A 16,825-nucleotide genomic window follows, 5' to 3' on the forward strand; every position below is an offset into this window, starting at 1 on the left:
AAGAGGACTGTTTCAAAAAATAAAATCTTAATTTGAGACAGCCCTCTTTCTATATTATATAAACAGGAGGAATACAATGAATTTTAAATTTAACCATTATAATTTCAATGTACTGGATTTAGATAAGTCCATAAAGTTCTATGAAGAAGCCTTAGGCTTAAAGGAGGTTAGCCGTAAGGTATCAGACTCCGGTGATTTTATTTTAGTATATCTTGGAGATGGAAGTTCAGATTTTCAATTGGAGTTAACATGGCTTAGGGACTGGGATAGATCTTATAACCTTGGTGATAATGAATTTCATCTAGCCTTTGTAACAGATGATTATGAAAATGCATATAAAAAGCATAAAGAAATGGGATGCATTTGTTACGAGAATCCAGCCATGGGTATTTATTTTATTAATGACCCCGATGGTTACTGGTTAGAAATCATTCCAAAGAAATAATACTGCCACAAGCCCAAATTGGTAATTTTCTACCTTTTTTGGGCTTACTTTTTTATTGCCTATATATACTGTGATCTATTCACATACTTAAATATGGTTACATAAGTTATTATTAAAAATATAAAGATTGGGGCAACAAGTATATGTATAGACACATAGTATATCCTGCCCAGATGGAGACTCAGTCCTTAGGGTATCTAAGGGTACGAACAACAACACAAAATTTGCTTCCCATAGAGGATGTTACTATTAGAATTTATTCGCCAAGTTCTCCTGATAGAGTTATCGAGGAATTTAAAACAAATAATGAAGGCCTTACCGATATGATATCACTACCGACTCCGCCAATAAATTATAGCCTGGAGCCATCATCCATACAACCTTATTCTAATTTTGATATGCAGATATCTGCTGCCGGTTTCGAATCAGTTTATGTAGCAGATATAGAAGTTTTACCACAAGTAACCGCCTTGCAAGAAGTAACCCTTACCCCAGTGCCGGAACCCATAGAAAGATCTTATATTATTTCACCCCACACCCTATATGCCGAATATCCCCCTAAGATACCTGAACCAGAAATAAAACCAACCGGTGAAACCGGTGAAATAGTTCTTGGCAGGGTAGTTGTTCCCGAATATGTTATAGTCCATGACGGACCTCCCTCAAGTTCGGCTCAGAATTATTATGTGAAATTTCAAGATTATATTAAAAATGTGGCTTCCAGTGAAATTTATGCAACATGGCCGGAAGCATCTATATATGCCAATGTGCTTGCAATTCTTTCATTTACTTTAAATCGTGTATATACAGAATGGTATCGTAATCAAGGTTATAATTTTACCATAACCTCCTCCACTGCCTTTGACCATAAGTGGATTAATGGACGTAACATATTTGATAATATTAGTTTTATAGTGGATTCAGTCTTTGTTAATTATCTATCCAGGCCCAATATTATACAACCTATTCTTACTCAGTACTGTGACGGTAACCGTGTTCAATGTCCCGGCTGGATGACTCAATGGGGTTCAAAATCCTTAGGAGATCAAGGTTACTCTGCAATAGAAATTTTAAGACATTTTTATGGTAGCAGCATATATATCAATACAGCTACACAAGTTTCAGGTGTTCCATCCTCCTGGCCCGGCTATAACCAAGATATCGGATCAACCGGCAGTAGTGTCCGTACAATCCAAGAACAACTTAATACTATATCAGAGGCCTATCCTAGAATACCTAAGATTATAGTAGACGGTATATACGGCCCTGAAACCGCCAATGCCGTTAGAATCTTCCAAGAGATATTTAATTTACCTGTAACAGGTGTTGTTGATATAGGAACATGGTATAGAATTTCAAGAATCTATGTAGGTGTCACAGGAATGGGTGTATGATAGGATTATTATTCTAGGCACCATCCGCACTCTTTAATCATATTGTATTATTGAATGATTTTTAGAGGTTAAACCATGTCTTATTCTTTTTTTAATAAATATGTGAGAGATAAAAATAAAAGTATCAGGCTGTATCCCGCACAGATGGGAACTCAAACCTTTGGTAAACTGCAAGTAAGATGTGTTACACCAAATATGGCTCCGATTGAAGGAGCTACAATTAGTATATCTTCTCCTTCTCAACCTACAGTCATCCTAGAAGAACTAACAACAAATGTATCGGGACTGACTCCTCAGATAGAACTTCCGGCCCCACCTATTGATTACAGCCTAGAACCCTCAGAGGTGCAACCCTATGCAGAGTATAATATCCGGGCCATGCAACCGGACTATACTCCTGTTAGCGTCGCTAATATACAGCTTCTTGCCCAAGTTACTGCTATCCAAGATGCTACTATGGAGCAGGCACCGGAACCGGATATCGAAGGTTCTTTATTTGTTATCCCGCCCCATACCCTATTTGGAGATTTTCCTCCTAAAATAGCAGAACCGGAAATCGTCCCTGCCGCAGAAACAGGTGAAATTGTACTAAGTCAGGTTGTAATCCCGGAGTACGTCATTGTCCATGACGGTCCCCCAACGGATGCTTCCGCAGCTAATTATTATGTAAAATTCCGAGATTATATTAAAAATGTAGCTTCCAGTGAAATCTATGCCACCTGGCCAGAATCCACCATTCAGGCAAATGTACTGGCCATACTATCTTTTACTCTAAATCGGGTATTTACAGAATGGTACCGTAATCAGGGATTTAATTTTACTCTTACCTCCTCTACAGCTTTTGACCACAAATGGATCCCGGGACGTAATATATTTGATAATATAAGCCTTATTGTGGATTCCTTATTTGTAAATTATTTATCCAGGCCCAATGTCAGGCAGCCTATCCTAACACAGTATTGCGACGGAAATAGAGTACAATGTCCCGGCTGGATGACCCAGTGGGGATCTAAGAATTTAGGAGATCAGGGATATGATGCCATAAGTATATTAAGACACTTTTACGGGGAATCAATCTTTATAAACACTGCACCTCAAGTATCAGGGGTTCCCTCTTCTTTCCCCGGTTATAACTTGGATATCGGAGCTAGCGGTGACAATGTAAGAACAATACAAGAACAACTAAATACTATTTCAGATACCTATACACAAATTCCTAAAGTTGCCGTAACAGGTCAATATAATGAACAAACTGCTGAAGCAGTAAAGGCTTTTCAAAGTATCTTCAATCTTCCTCCTAACGGAATTGTTGACTTTCCTACTTGGTATAGCATATCCGGTATATATGTAGCTGTTACTAGGATGGCAGAATTGTAAATTTTCTTAAAAATTTGTGCTTAATATCAAGAAAAAGGAGGGTAATACATACTCTCCTTTTCCTTTCTACCATTCAAAAATATAGGGCTCCCTATTATCTAAAGTGCCAAAATCATAACCTTTATCCTTTATCAAATCTATAATTTCCGGAAGGGTCTCTACGGTTAGCCTATTGATACCTGAATCATGCATTAATATAATAGGATGATCATAATTTTCCAGATCTTTTTCCACATTACGTCTAATGGAATATGCTGTTGGCCTTCCAACAGAATCATTGGAATCTACATTCCAATCATAACAGGCAAAGCCTCTACGTTTCATTTCATCAAGTAATACATCTTTCATTCCTTTGCTATATCCGTTATTACTTCCCCAGGGAAAACGGTATATATTTGCCCTAATTCCGGTAATTTCATAAATCTGTTGATACACTGTATTATAGTCTTCTAAAAACCGTTCCACCGAGCAATATATTTTATCGCAAATATGTGAATATGTATGAATACCTATGGTATGCCCTTCATTGGCCATTCTTCTTAAGGCTTCTTCTCCCTCCTTTGTAATTGCACTTCCTACAATAAAAAAAGTTGCAGGTATATTATTTTCATTTAAAATATCTAATATCTCAAAAGTATTTGAACTTGGTCCATCATCAAAGGTTAAATATGCGGTTTTCTTTTCCTTTAAATTTTTTTTAGGAGGATTATATACGGCATAAAGCTCGGGAAAAAGTGTAGTATAATCCCCATCCTTACTAGCTTCTGAATGAACATGTAAATGCTTCTGGGCTTCCAGATTATTTTCCAACTTGGCCATTAGCATAATACTATCATCATATTTTTTTTCTAAACTTAGTTCATCCTTAGATATTTTGTTTTTATCATCATTAGATAATGCATAAACTAAAAATAGACCGAAAAATATTAATATAATAAAATATATAAACTTATTCATTAAAAAATCCCCTCTTTTGCTGCTATACTTAATCATATGCAGTAAAAGAGGGGGAAATTGTATGTCCCTATACTTTTATCTTTGTTTTATTATGTAAATTTAGCCTTCCAAGGCCATTTTCTTAATTTCATAAAGAGCCTGCCTAACCGGCGGGGTGATAAGAATAAGAACAGTTAAAATAGCTTCCGGTACAATATAAGAGGCGTTATAGGTTAAGGAATACAATATTACATTTTTTCCTCCTGCATACTCATGGAAATAAACTATTCCTGTTATTACATGGCAGATATATCTTCCGGTCACCCCTAAAAGATAACCCTTAATTATTCCGTATTCTGACTTGGAAAATAAGCCTGCCAGCCCCAGACATCCAAAGGCAATAGGATAATCTAAAATAGGCTGGATTAATGTTATGGCATAAGGCTTTAATATAAAATCTAATATTCCATAGGCTACCCCTGTGATTATACCGGACTTGGTTCCATACAGATAACCTATCAAACAAATAAAAAACATCCTAAACAGTGTGATAGAACCTCCAAAGGGAAGATCATATACGGTAAAAAATGATGTTACCACTGCCATTGTCATGGCCACTGAAGAAAAAGCCAATTGCTTGATATTAAACTTGTGCTCTACATTGCTAACTGTAAGTAAAACAACTAAGAGCATAACTATAATTATCAGTAGGACTATTTTTCCTGCCGTAGTAGGATAAAAACTTTGACTTTCAAGATCTCTTACTATAAAAAAATCAAATAATTTTTCAAACACAAAAAAACCTCCTTTTATTTGCTAAGGAGGGGACACTTGACACTTGATTGCTTCCTTACGCCGGTATTACCCGGATCAAGTAGTGAGGGTCAGCATGTTATTACTAAACATGCTTCTCAGCTGTCGCTCCCCTAGCATTATTATTAATACATATGTAGTTTCCTACTCTATCATATACAATCCTTATATACTTGTCAATACGTTATATATTAATTTCAAGTAAATTAAGTTGTTTATAAAAAAGGTGCCCCATATGATGAAATATCATCTTGGGACACCATAAAAGATTGATTTTTCTTTGTCTTTCGGTCTGATTACATCATACCCATTCCGCCTGCGCCAGCGGGCATAGCAGGTTCGTCAGACTTTATGTTCACTACAACACCCTCAGTAGTTAATAAGGTGGAGGCTATGCTGGTTGCATTTTGTAGGGCGCTTCTTGTAACCTTAGTAGGATCTAGGATACCTGCTTCTACCATATCTACATATTCTTCTGTCAAAGCATTAAATCCGATTCCAGGATTGCTCTCCTTAACCTTGCTGGTAACTACGGAGCCTTCTAAGCCGGCATTTTCAACTATGCAGTAAAGAGGAGCTTCAAGGGCCTTAAGGATAATATTTGCACCGGTTCTTTCGTCACCTTCTAAGGTATCTGCCAATTTAGCAACCTCTTTAGAAGCATGGATAAATGCGGAGCCACCGCCGGCAACAATACCTTCCTCAACAGCTGCTCTTGTAGCTGCTAAAGCATCCTCTAAACGAAGTTTGCTTTCTTTCATCTCTGTCTCAGTGGCTGCACCAACTTTAATTACTGCAACACCACCGGATAATTTAGCAAGTCTTTCTTGTAATTTTTCTTTATCAAATTCAGAAGTTGTTTCTTCAATCTGAGCCTTAATCTGATTAATTCTAGCTTCAATCTCAGCTTTTTCGCCTAAGCCGTCAACAATAATTGTATTTTCTTTCTGAACCTTAACTGATTTTGCACGTCCAAGCTGATCTAAAGTAGTTTCTTTTAAATCTAGACCAAGCTCTTCAGTAATTACTGTACCACCTGTAAGGATAGCAATATCCTGAAGCATAGCTTTTCTTCTGTCACCGTATCCGGGAGCTTTTACAGCTACACAGGTAAATGTTCCTCTTAACTTATTAAGAACAATTGTTGTAAGAGCTTCACCTTCTACATCTTCAGCAATGATTAATAATTTTGCACCGGATTGTACCACTTGCTCAAGCAGAGGAAGAATCTCTTGGATATTGGAAATCTTCTTATCTGTAATTAAAATATATGGATCTTCAAGTACTGCTTCCATCTTATCCATATCAGTGCACATATAAGCTGAAATATATCCACGATCGAACTGCATACCTTCAACAAGGTCAAGTTCAGTCTTCATAGTCTTAGATTCTTCAACAGTAATAACACCGTTGTTGCTTACTTTTTCCATAGCATCTGCAACTAATTGTCCTACAGTGTCATCACCGGCAGAAATTGCAGCAACTCTTGCAATTTGATCTTTGCCTGTTATTTTTGAGCTCATCTTAACGATTGACTCTACCGCTACATCTGTAGCTTTCTTCATTCCTCTTCTAAGAATAATAGGATTTGCACCTGCAGCCAGATTCTTCATTCCCTCACTGATCATAGCCTGTGCAAGAACAGTAGCAGTTGTAGTACCGTCACCGGCTACATCATTGGTTTTTGTTGCTACTTCTTTTAGAATCTGAGCACCCATATTCTCAAATGCATCTTCTAATTCTATTTCTTTTGCTATAGTAACACCGTCATTGGTAATTAAAGGTGTTCCGAAAGATTTGTCTAAAACAACGTTTCTACCCTTGGGACCTAAAGTAACTTTTACTGTATTGGCCAGCTTGTTAACTCCTACCTCAAGGGCCTTACGTGCGTCAGCACTATATTTAATATCCTTAGCCATGTAATATCTCCTCCTTTATTAGTCTTCTACTATTGCTACTATATCGCTCTGCTTAACGATGATAAACTCTTCTTCATCAAGCTTAACTTCTGTTCCGGCATATTTTGAATATATAACTTTATCTCCGACTTTTACTTGCATAGTAACTTCTTTACCATCAACCATGCCGCCTGGTCCAACAGCAATAACTTCTGCCTGCTGTGGTTTTTCTTTTGCTTGACCGGGTAAAACAATTCCGGACTTTGTTGTTTCTTCTGCAACTAACTGCCTTAAAACCACCTTATCTCCTAATGGTACAAGCTTCATTTCATATTCCTCCTTTAAATTATTACATGTGAAATAACACCTTGTCATAATAAAATTTATATATTTACATTTTGTGTTATTTCCACTATGTATTATTAACCAAATTTTGAGAATTATTAGCACTCTTGCCTGTTGAGTGCTAACTGATAGTTAATATATTAGTAAATTTACTTTTAATATGCAACTTCACATCTAATAAAATTTGGCATATTATTCATCGTTTTCTCCCGCTTACTCTTAATATCTCATTTTTTCTCATCTTTTCTAATTTTATCTGTCTGAGCATATATAAAACTTAATATAATAGTGCAAATAAGAAGAGTTATCACCCTATGGCAATAACTCTTCTTATTCCCATATACTACTTCTAGTATATTAAGAATTAGAAACTCTATACCAAAACCGGTATTATTATTCTAATAAAATATCCATCTAAATGATACTATTAGTCTTCGTAATTGCTCTTGGTAATGCATCCTTTGAATTTTTCCATGGTTCATTAGCATAACGATAATCAAATTTATTAATAAACCATTCTAAATCATCTCTGACCCTTTTCATATTCTCAATATATAATAAGTTCAAATCATCGGTAAAGGATTTAAGTTGGCTACCGCTTAAATGCTTAGGAGCTACTTTATAAAGTAAAGCATAATGATCATTACAAAATCCTTGACAAGCTTTAAACTTTTGCCTAAATTCTTCTTCATGACGATATAAATAAAATACTGTGGCTATATAACGTTCAAAAGTCCGATTAATCATTTCACATATATAGCAGGAGCTATTAAGCTTCTCCATATAGGATACAACACCTAGACTGGACCCCTGCTTTTTAAACAAAGAAGGTGCTGCTATTTTTGTACTACTGGCGGATTGTTTCTCAACATCCTTAATTACTCTATCCATATGACTTTTTAAAATTAGAGCTAATCCAAGACGGTTCTGATTCTTATATAAAAGTTCCATATGACTTTTACAAAAACCCAACCTTGAAGTTTCACCACGGACATCATCTTCCATATAACTAGGTCCCATGGTAAAATCAATTGCCTTTTCTTCTAATTCTTTTCTCATATTACAAACCGGACATTCTGAAACCTTATCAAATGCTTCATTCACAGGTATAGTATGCAATTTTTCCTTCAATTATCTTCCCTCTTTTATCAATTCTTTTATATCTCTTGCTCTCTCCTTAATTCTTTCACTGGCATCCCTTGAGACTAATACTCTAGATACCCATCTTGATGCTTCGTCTAAGTTCCCCTTCTTTCTGGCCAGTTCTGCTACAAGAATTGTCATAGTATTTTCATCCATACCGCACATAGGAAATGCTTCTTTCATAAATGCCTCAGAAAAGCCCTCATATGCATTGGATAAAAACTCTTTTTCCTCTTTTTTAAGTTTAGCTATTTCTTCTTTATAATTAGGTGTATCTAAAGGAAGATTCTCTGCCTTTCCCCTAATTACCCATGCTGTCTTTAAACAGGTATATGCCCTTTCTGAAGTCTTTGCTTTTTTTATAATAGAATTTACCAAGGCCATCTTATGTCTTGCGATTGCATCATCATAGGTATAGACACTTTCTGGTTCTGCAGTGGGCTTATATTTTACAGAAATGTTCTTCCTAATCAAATCAGCCTGAGCATTAGTTACATACTTAAAAAATCTGTTCAATGCTGCATATCCACATTTGGGACATAAAATGGCATCATATTTTAAAGGATCCGCCTGTACATATTTTGGCCTTAAATCCGTATCAAGACTTTGAAGTTTTACCCTACCTGTTTTAACTGCCTTGGATTTAAATTCCGTATTACAAACAGGGCATGTATAGGTCTTATCAAAAATTATATCTGCTTCAGAAAAGGTGTTTTGCTTACTTTTCTTACCGTCTTTTTCTTCATCCTTTTCCTCTTCATCATATATATTGATATTTGATAAATTATTTAGTCCAAATTCCTCTAATCCAGAAAATAAATTAGCCATAGTTCCTCCTCTGCTTGTATCAGTTAAAAATAACTATATATATCAAAGTTTATGATTGGTTTTATTATGTAATATGATATCACATTATTAATAAAGATAAAAGTTTAATTTGTCTACAATATTATTTGTAAAGTAAAAAGCTGTACTACAATTCCCTATAAGGGATATAGCACAGCTTCTTTTAGCAAAATGTTTAAATTATTTAGTTCTGTAAAAAATATGGTCACCTATAATCTTGTAGTCATATTTTTTCTTTATACTTGATGCACCTTTTTTCATACTAAAACAGAGAAAATCACCGATATTATTTTCCCCTTCTAGGGCAGCCTTTGCTGCTCTAATCGCCCTATTCATTGCCTTTTTCTCAGATGCAGAATTACGACCAGGGTATTTGCCTGTATCATAAAGCTCTAAGGCCCTATCCAAAATACTTTTACCTGTCTTTTTATTCTTTACTGTAACTGAAAATTGGACTGACCATTTCCTGTCGTATATTACTTCTTCAATGGTGTTTACATGGGCATAAGCCTTACTTTTAGCTCTATTAAGAACTACATTAGCTACGGCAAGCATACCCTCATAGGACTGATCCCCTGCTTCTGAATAAACTAGAGCTGATAATAGTCTGAGTTCCTTCTTAGAATAAGCAGGCTTTTTCTTCTTAGTCTCTTTCTTCTTGGTCTCTTTCTTCTTAGCTTTTTCTTTCTTCTTTTCTTCTTCCTTTTCTTCCGACTCTTTTTGTTCTTCTTCCGTTTTCACAATTTCAGCTTCTTTAGCTTCTTTTTCAATATAGTAAACCTGTCCCTGCTCGTCTACATAGGTTTCATAGGCTAGGGCAGCAAGTATTTCTCTATCATTATCTATAGCTTCTTCCGAAAAGTATATATCTGTAGTATTATCGGTAGCATTCTCTGATTTCGTAAGATCAGTGGCATATGCTGCTTGTCCAAATCCCAGCGAAATCATTAAAACCCCTATTAAAGTAACAATTAGTTTCTTTATTGTATTCATTGTTATCTCCTTGAAATTAAAATGTTACATTTTTGGAACATTCATAACATTTTGTTAATATTTTATTAATAATTATATCATGTATTTTTAAAAAATCAACCCCTAAAAATTCCATGATTTATAAGCAGAGCTAATTATACCTAAATTAGCTGGTTTTCTTAACGTTTGACTTTCAATTCTTGCATTATACTTTCTACTTAGATATAATACCCTTATTATCGTAAGGGGGTTATAGGTAGTGAAACATCAAATGGAATTTATTTTACAGGAATTAGATGAAAAAGGTTCTGTAAGAGTATCTGATTTAAGTAAGCAACTAGACTGCTCGGAAGTTACAATAAGAAATGACATACAAAAACTAGAAGATAAAGGCTTATTAATAAGAACCCATGGGGGAGCTACAAAAACAGGAGCTCAAGTTTCAGTTAACTATCAAGCAGGTAACTTATATAAAAATGCAGACAAAAAGCAATTAACTTTGTACTTCTAAAATTGAGACATGTATCAGTTATTTCAAATAAACCATTATTTATGGTTTTATGCCTTTAATACATAGTATTGTTATACTCCCTTACATTTTTTACTCCATACCATATACGTCCTACATTGGAATAGACTGTGTTTCAACTAAGTTAATTCTTTTCCTGGTCTTTTCTATACTTTGCCAATAATAAATCAACCATACGACCATAGCTTTTTACTCCGTCCGATTGTGCATTGGCCTTTAAATAGGTATCATTGATTTTATTGGAAACAGTACTGACCACCGTATCTTCGTATTTGGCCCAATATTCATTATTGGCTCGCAAATCTTTTATGACTCCCTCTAGGTAGGTATCCCGGATATCAAAATACAACTGCGGATTTTGACGGTATAAGGCATTACCGGATATAATCAGGGCCAGCATGGTACTACTATACTTAATCTCAACTTTATCAGAACACATACCTGCAAGATAAGCTATAAAGTTTGCCTCATCTTCTCTCATAAAACCCCTTTGATGGGCAAGTTCATGGAGCATGGTAGCCGGAATTGAATAATCAGGGATATGCACATTCACATTAGCTTCCATGGTAAAAGGAATGAAAATCCCTGTGGTCTCAGTATAAGACATTAAACTTGAAAACAATACAGGCTTGGGAGAGCTATATCTGCCTCCAAGAACCGGGTATTCTTCCGATAAACGTTTCATAGCTTTGCCGGTTTCTTTGGCCAGCTTATATTTACTCATGGATAATTTAAAAACTCCATTTTCATCAACTTCAGGGATTTGGCTCCTAAGTTCATTTGCCTGATTTGCCAGCTCTTTTGTCATATTAAATAGCTCATCTAAAGAGGATTTTTTTATCTCCAAATTTGAATAATGGCTAAAAGAATATCTATAATAATTAAGTCCTCCCAAAAGGGTAAAAGAAAATAGGACTACACTTGCTGTGCAAAATACATTTATTATACCCTTTAAAATATATACTTTACGGCTATCCTTATCTTTTATTACACGAATAAGAAACCTTATGAAGATAGCTATCAAAATTATCGGTATCAATATAATAAGGACTTCTGCCAAAGATATAGGTATAATACCGGTTATAAAAGCAACAAGTTGTGATAAATATCTATAAATATGTAAAGCATATATCTCTTCTGCAAAATAACTGCTCTTTCTGGCTAATAATATCAAAATAAAAGAAAGAGGAAATAACAATAATAAATAATTACGCTTTAATTTTAACAGCTTAGTCAATTGTATCCCCCTTTCAGAAAATTGATTTTATAAACTATAAATAATAGTAACATAATTAACTATTGACTTCAATATTTGAAGCTAATTACATCTTTTTTACATACAAGTCCCAAAAATCCATAAAAAAACCGGAAACCTTATCATTAGGCTTCCGGTTAAATAGTTAATTCTAAAACAGGGGAACTACTGCTCCTTCATATGTTGTTTCAATAAACTCTCTTACTTCATCACTTTTTAGGGCTTCTACAAGGGCTTTAATCTCTTCCCTTTTTTCGTCCCCTTTTCTTACAGCTATGACATTACCATAGGTTTCTGCCGCTAATGAATTCTGATCCTCTACCACAATAGCATCCTTTGATACATTTAAATCACCCTGAATAGCATAGTTACCATTTATAACTGCCATATCCACATCATTTAAGGAAGGAACAAGTTGTGCCGCTTCTATTTCATGAATTACAAGATTCTTTGGATTTTCCGCAATATCATTAATGGTTGCATTCATACCGGCACCTTCTGTAAGTTTTATTAGCCCTTGGGCTTCCAGTAATAGAAGGGCCCTTGCTTCATTAGTTCCGTCATTGGGTATGGATATTTCTGCCTTATCCTTTAGTTCCTCAAAAGTCTTAGTCTTTCCGGGATAAATACCAAAGGGCTCATAATGAATAGCAGCAACAGACACCAAATTCAGGCTACGTTCTTCATTAAAATTATCTAGGTAAGGCTTGTGCTGAAAGAAATTAGCATCCAGGTCACCATAATCTAGAGCAAGATTTGGCTGAACATAATCGGTATACTCAATAATTTCCAGCTCATATCCCTTAGCTGCTAAAAGTCCTTTAGCAACTTCTAAGATTTCTGCATGAGGTGTAACACTGGCTCCTACCACAATTTTTTTCGAGTCCTTGTTGGAACCTTCTTCTTTACCTTGTGTAGTATTATCTGTACCATTCTTTTTATTAGCACCACAGCCACTAAGAAGAACTGCTGTTAATAAAGTAAGTAGTACTACTGTAACAATTTTCTTCATCCTAATACCTCCTAATATTTTTATAATTAACCATACCTAATATTATCCTTTTTATAAGTTTCTATAATCTCTTATCAGTATGTTTCATCCATATGGTTCCGATCTCCTGAAATACTTGGACAATCAATACCATTAAAATTATAGTGACCAGCATTATATCCGTCTGATTGCGGTGGTATCCATAATTTATTGCAATTGTACCAAGTCCTCCACCTCCGACAAATCCGGCCATTGCTGAATAACCAAGAATTGTGACTACTGCAATAGCCCCTCCCATAATCAAAGATGGCTTAGCCTCAGGAATCAGCACCTTAAAGATTATCTGCAAAGGTGAAGCCCCCATGGACTGTGCCGCTTCTATCACCCCATAGTCCACCTCTTTTAAAGAACTTTCTACTAACCTAGCAATATACGGAGCCGAACCAATAACTAAAGGAACAATTACCGCTTTATAACCTAGGGTAGTACCTATAAGCATTCTGGTAAATGGCATTAAGGCCACCAAAAGAATAACAAAAGGAACAGAACGAATTATATTTACTATTATCCCTAGAATTTTATTTAGTATCACAAGGGGAGCAATACCATTCTTATCGGTAACTACCAACAAGATGCCTAAGGGAAGGCCTAGTATATAAGCAAATAAGGAAGATACTAAAGTCATATACAAAGTCTCTAATATGCCTTCTCCTATCATATTAATTACCGCCTGACTAAACATGCTAAATCACCTCCTCATGGGGTATTTTATTGGCCTCTAGATATGCAAATATCCTTTTCTTTCCCATTTCATCATCGGGCAGCTGGATAATCATTTGTCCGTATGCTTTACCATAAATATCATTTGTGTCTGCAAATAAAATATTCACCGGAGCTTTACATTCCAATATCATATTTGCAATAACCGGCTCTAAAGAAGTCCTTCCGTCAAAGATAATACGTAATTTGTCCTTACCTTCAAAGATTTCAATATGATTTGCCCCCGGAAATATTAACTTCTTTGCAATCTTAGATTTTGGTTTCATAAAGACTTCATCAACATCACCTATTTCAGCTATATTACTATGATCTATAATAGCCACACGGTGGCAAATCTCTTCAATAACACTCATTTCATGGGTAATCACTATTATCGTAATCCCCAGTTTCTGATTTATTTCATTTAAAAGTTTTAAAATAGACCTGGTAGTAGTGGGATCTAAAGCACTGGTAGCTTCATCACATAAAAGTACCTTGGGCTTTGTTGCTAGGGCTCTGGCTATGGCTACCCTTTGCTTTTGTCCTCCAGAAAGCTTAGCGGGATATGAATTTGCCTTATCACTAAGCCCCACTATCTCAAGAAGTTCTATGGCCCGTTTTTTTGCCTCCTTCTTTGAAACCCCTGCTATCTCTAAAGGAAAGCATACATTCTGCAGTACAGTCCGCTGCATCAGCAAATTAAACTGCTGGAAAATCATCCCCATAGATTGCCTAATCTTCAATAATTCATGTTTACTTACTTTAGATAAATCAATTCCGTTAAAAACAACTGTACCTTCCGTCGGTTTTTCTAAGTAATTAATACATCTAACTAAGGTACTTTTTCCCGCACCACTAAGACCTATAATTCCGAAAATTTCACCTTCATATATTTTAAGATCAATTCCTTTTAGGGCAGTTACTTTGTTATTGTTATTTTCAAAAGTCTTGCCAAGTCCAATTAATTCAATTATAGGTTTCCGATTACCCATAATACCACCTCCGCCACATTTACATAATTAGGAAATACAAGAGTAATAAAAACAGGAGGCCTGATAGCCTCCTGCTGGTTTTTACCTTCTATTATATTTAGGATATAGTAAGCTTATATTCCTAAGGAAAACACCAGATTCATCTATCAGAGCGCAATATGATATAAGGCATGCCGTACATAGTACACATACCAAACATGTTACACATATTGCACATGATGATGCTTGATGTTTTCATCAGATAAGCTCCCTTCCGTACTATAACTTCTCTCACTTAATTCCCAGTAATCACATATGTATGTAGGGAGTAGTATAACTTATGTTTAAATTATTGTCAATACACTTTATCAGAAAAAAGCAATAGCTTTTATCAATAATTTACTGCACCCCCGGTAAGGCGGCGAAAGTTAAAATTCCATGTTTGCTCTTCAATTTTATATATAATTTTTTTAAAACTGTAAAGTCAAAAAATAATTACTGTATACAAAAAAGAACTCTAGATAAGAGTTCTTCTAATCTTGCTACTATAATTATTATATAAATAAAATAATCGAGGTGACAGGATTTGAACCTGCGGCCTCTACGTCCCTAACGTAGCGCTCTAGCCAAACTGAGCCACACCTCGATGTTCCGGTTCTCCCCCTATTATATCAATAAGAAAAGAGCGGATATACTACTGGACTCTTGCTCTTTAGCAGCGCCCAATTAACTTACGAATGATATCTTATCATATCTTTATTGAATTGTCCATAGAAATTTTATAGATTTTTATAGCATTATTCAACCAACAATTCAGTAAACTTAACTAAATCTAGTTAAGCCAACTCAAATTCTCTAAATATGCAATCCTAATCAAACATTATTTCAGTTAGATTTTAATCATTTAACTTCATCATAATATCTTTTATTAAGTCTTTATAGTTACTACATTCTGAAAGAATTTGCCCTGCATCAGAAACATAATCTCTGTACTTTGGCTCAAAACCGGTACCCTCATCAAATAGTCCTTTTAAACTTTCACTTAACATGGCAAAATACTTATATTTATTATAATCTTTTAAAGCTAGAAATTCTTGAAAACTTTTGTAATTATCTAAATTTAATTCTTGTTTTCCTAAGGAGTATTCATGTAGAAGAAATTTACTAGTGTTGCTTGTTTATATTTTATTTTTCATTATATATTACTCCTTAATTTGGAAAAGGTCAACATATTATGGTTTATTATTAAAAAAAGCACCCCGAAGGATGCATTAATACAATTCATTTATAATTCTCTCATTTCCTCAACTATAGATGATTAGGTCAGCAAATAGTCATAAGTCATAGAAAAAACTCATTAGAAAAAGGCTGTAACGACTTTTCCAAAATCGCTACAACCCTTTATTTTACTTAAAGCTGTTGGGCGGACTTGAACCGCTGACCTCCTCATTACCAATGAGGTGCTCTACCATCTGAGCTACAACAGCAACTTATACTTTTTGTTTTTCTTCAATATCCTTAAGCACTTGGTTTAGCTTAGTCTTAATTCTTGTTAAGGCATTGTCTATGGTCTTTGGTTCTTTACCAAGTACCTCTGCAATCTGGACATACTTTAAATCCTGCATGTACAAACTAAGCACTTTCTTCTCCAAGTCGCTCAGGCGTCTTACAAGTTCATATTCTATCATACTGGTATTCTCTTTGTCAATAACTAATTCTTCAGGATTTGAACTATTTTTTTGGTGTATTATGTCTACTAGGGTCTCTTTTTCCAATCCTTCCCCATTATCTCCTGAAAGCGGTGTATATATGGATATATATGTATTTAAGGGGATATTCTTCTTTCTATTGGAGACCTTTATTGCACTATAGATTTGCCTTGATATACATAAATCAGCAAAGTTAAAGAAAGAGCTTTGCCTATCCTTATTATAATCACGAATAGCCTTATAAAGCCCAATCATTCCCTCCTGAATTAGATCATCTTTATCACCACCGATTAAAAATAAAGCTTTTGCTTTATTCCTAACCAGGTACTTATATTTTTCAAAAAGATAATCCATAGCAGAACCATCCCCTGCCTGTATCAGACTAACAATTTCTTCATCGGGCATGGCATTGTATTTACTATTAGTCATCATCTACTCAACT

The 16,825-nt window shown here is 35.0% G+C and carries 17 protein-coding genes, 2 tRNA genes and 1 riboswitch; of the genes, 4 read left to right on the forward strand and 15 right to left on the reverse strand.

Features of this window, described 5'->3' with window-relative positions; genetic code table 11:
• The first annotated feature begins 76 nt into the window (after nt 1-76).
• From SD1D_RS09765 to SD1D_RS09775, 3 genes are all read left to right on the forward strand, one after another.
• Nucleotides 77-445, forward strand: a complete 369-nt coding sequence (locus SD1D_RS09765; RefSeq protein ID WP_058258740.1) for a VOC family protein — start codon at nt 77-79, stop codon at nt 443-445.
• A gap of 143 nt (nt 446-588) precedes the next feature.
• Nucleotides 589-1,839 carry a peptidoglycan-binding protein gene (locus SD1D_RS09770; RefSeq protein WP_058258741.1) on the forward strand — a complete coding sequence of 417 codons (1,251 nt, stop codon included), beginning with the start codon at nt 589-591 and terminating at the stop codon, nt 1,837-1,839.
• 144 nt (nt 1,840-1,983) lie between these two features.
• On the forward strand, nt 1,984-3,216 hold the full coding sequence (locus SD1D_RS09775; protein ID WP_058259250.1) for a peptidoglycan-binding protein: 1,233 nt from the start codon (nt 1,984-1,986) through the stop codon (nt 3,214-3,216).
• A gap of 66 nt (nt 3,217-3,282) precedes the next feature.
• On the opposite strand, the gene SD1D_RS09780 is transcribed toward SD1D_RS09775, so the two are convergent.
• From SD1D_RS09780 to SD1D_RS09810, 7 genes are all read right to left on the reverse strand, one after another.
• A complete protein-coding gene (locus SD1D_RS09780) occupies nt 3,283-4,173 on the reverse strand; it encodes a polysaccharide deacetylase family protein (protein WP_058258742.1) in 891 nt (296 codons plus the stop codon).
• A gap of 99 nt (nt 4,174-4,272) precedes the next feature.
• Nucleotides 4,273-4,947 carry an energy-coupled thiamine transporter ThiT gene (thiT, locus tag SD1D_RS09785; RefSeq protein ID WP_058258743.1) on the reverse strand — a complete coding sequence of 225 codons (675 nt, stop codon included), beginning with the start codon at nt 4,945-4,947 and terminating at the stop codon, nt 4,273-4,275.
• Nucleotides 4,948-4,982: 35 nt separating this feature from the next.
• Nucleotides 4,983-5,090: riboswitch (TPP riboswitch) on the reverse strand.
• A gap of 171 nt (nt 5,091-5,261) precedes the next feature.
• Nucleotides 5,262-6,884: a chaperonin GroEL gene (gene groL, locus SD1D_RS09790; protein WP_058258744.1), complete on the reverse strand. Its 1,623-nt coding sequence runs from the start codon at nt 6,882-6,884 to the stop codon at nt 5,262-5,264.
• Between the two features lie 18 nt (nt 6,885-6,902).
• The gene (locus tag SD1D_RS09795; RefSeq protein ID WP_058258745.1) at nt 6,903-7,190 is read right to left on the reverse strand and encodes a co-chaperone GroES; all 288 of its coding nucleotides are present in this window, start codon (nt 7,188-7,190) and stop codon (nt 6,903-6,905) included.
• 432 nt (nt 7,191-7,622) lie between these two features.
• Complete coding sequence (locus SD1D_RS09800; RefSeq protein WP_058258746.1) at nt 7,623-8,339, reverse strand: DUF6062 family protein; 717 nt, start codon at nt 8,337-8,339, stop codon at nt 7,623-7,625.
• On the reverse strand, nt 8,340-9,179 hold the full coding sequence (locus tag SD1D_RS09805; RefSeq protein WP_058258747.1) for a DUF2225 domain-containing protein: 840 nt from the start codon (nt 9,177-9,179) through the stop codon (nt 8,340-8,342).
• Between the two features lie 198 nt (nt 9,180-9,377).
• Nucleotides 9,378-10,190 (reverse strand): cell wall hydrolase, encoded by an 813-nt coding sequence (locus SD1D_RS09810; protein WP_058258748.1) that lies wholly within the window; start codon nt 10,188-10,190, stop codon nt 9,378-9,380.
• Between the two features lie 238 nt (nt 10,191-10,428).
• On the opposite strand from SD1D_RS09810, the gene SD1D_RS09815 reads away from it, so the two are divergent.
• Complete coding sequence (locus tag SD1D_RS09815) at nt 10,429-10,680, forward strand: DeoR family transcriptional regulator (protein ID WP_058258749.1); 252 nt, start codon at nt 10,429-10,431, stop codon at nt 10,678-10,680.
• 142 nt (nt 10,681-10,822) lie between these two features.
• Here SD1D_RS09815 and SD1D_RS09820 read toward each other — a convergent pair whose 3' ends face one another.
• The 8 genes from SD1D_RS09820 to sigH all read right to left on the reverse strand — a co-directional run bounded on the left by SD1D_RS09820 (nt 10,823) and on the right by sigH (nt 16,815).
• On the reverse strand, nt 10,823-11,935 hold the full coding sequence (locus SD1D_RS09820; RefSeq protein WP_058258750.1) for a DUF3810 domain-containing protein: 1,113 nt from the start codon (nt 11,933-11,935) through the stop codon (nt 10,823-10,825).
• 169 nt (nt 11,936-12,104) lie between these two features.
• Nucleotides 12,105-12,965, reverse strand: coding sequence for a MetQ/NlpA family ABC transporter substrate-binding protein (locus tag SD1D_RS09825; protein WP_058258751.1), 861 nt, complete (start codon nt 12,963-12,965; stop codon nt 12,105-12,107).
• A gap of 61 nt (nt 12,966-13,026) precedes the next feature.
• Nucleotides 13,027-13,686 (reverse strand): methionine ABC transporter permease, encoded by a 660-nt coding sequence (locus SD1D_RS09830; protein WP_058258752.1) that lies wholly within the window; start codon nt 13,684-13,686, stop codon nt 13,027-13,029.
• A 1-nt stretch (nt 13,687) separates the two neighbouring features.
• On the reverse strand, nt 13,688-14,695 hold the full coding sequence (locus tag SD1D_RS09835; protein ID WP_058258753.1) for a methionine ABC transporter ATP-binding protein: 1,008 nt from the start codon (nt 14,693-14,695) through the stop codon (nt 13,688-13,690).
• A 550-nt stretch (nt 14,696-15,245) separates the two neighbouring features.
• A tRNA-Pro gene (locus tag SD1D_RS09840) sits at nt 15,246-15,320 on the reverse strand.
• A gap of 250 nt (nt 15,321-15,570) precedes the next feature.
• Complete coding sequence (locus SD1D_RS12205; RefSeq protein ID WP_157893120.1) at nt 15,571-15,723, reverse strand: hypothetical protein; 153 nt, start codon at nt 15,721-15,723, stop codon at nt 15,571-15,573.
• Nucleotides 15,724-16,088: 365 nt separating this feature from the next.
• Nucleotides 16,089-16,161 (reverse strand) — tRNA-Thr (locus tag SD1D_RS09845).
• Nucleotides 16,162-16,164: 3 nt separating this feature from the next.
• On the reverse strand, nt 16,165-16,815 hold the full coding sequence (gene sigH / locus SD1D_RS09850) for an RNA polymerase sporulation sigma factor SigH (RefSeq protein WP_330398604.1): 651 nt from the start codon (nt 16,813-16,815) through the stop codon (nt 16,165-16,167).
• Between the last annotated feature and the right edge of the window lie 10 nt (nt 16,816-16,825).

The sequence above is a fragment of the Herbinix luporum genome, assembly GCF_900070325.1.
In the GTDB taxonomy this organism is placed as follows: Bacteria; Bacillota; Clostridia; order Lachnospirales; family Lachnospiraceae; genus Mobilitalea; species Mobilitalea luporum.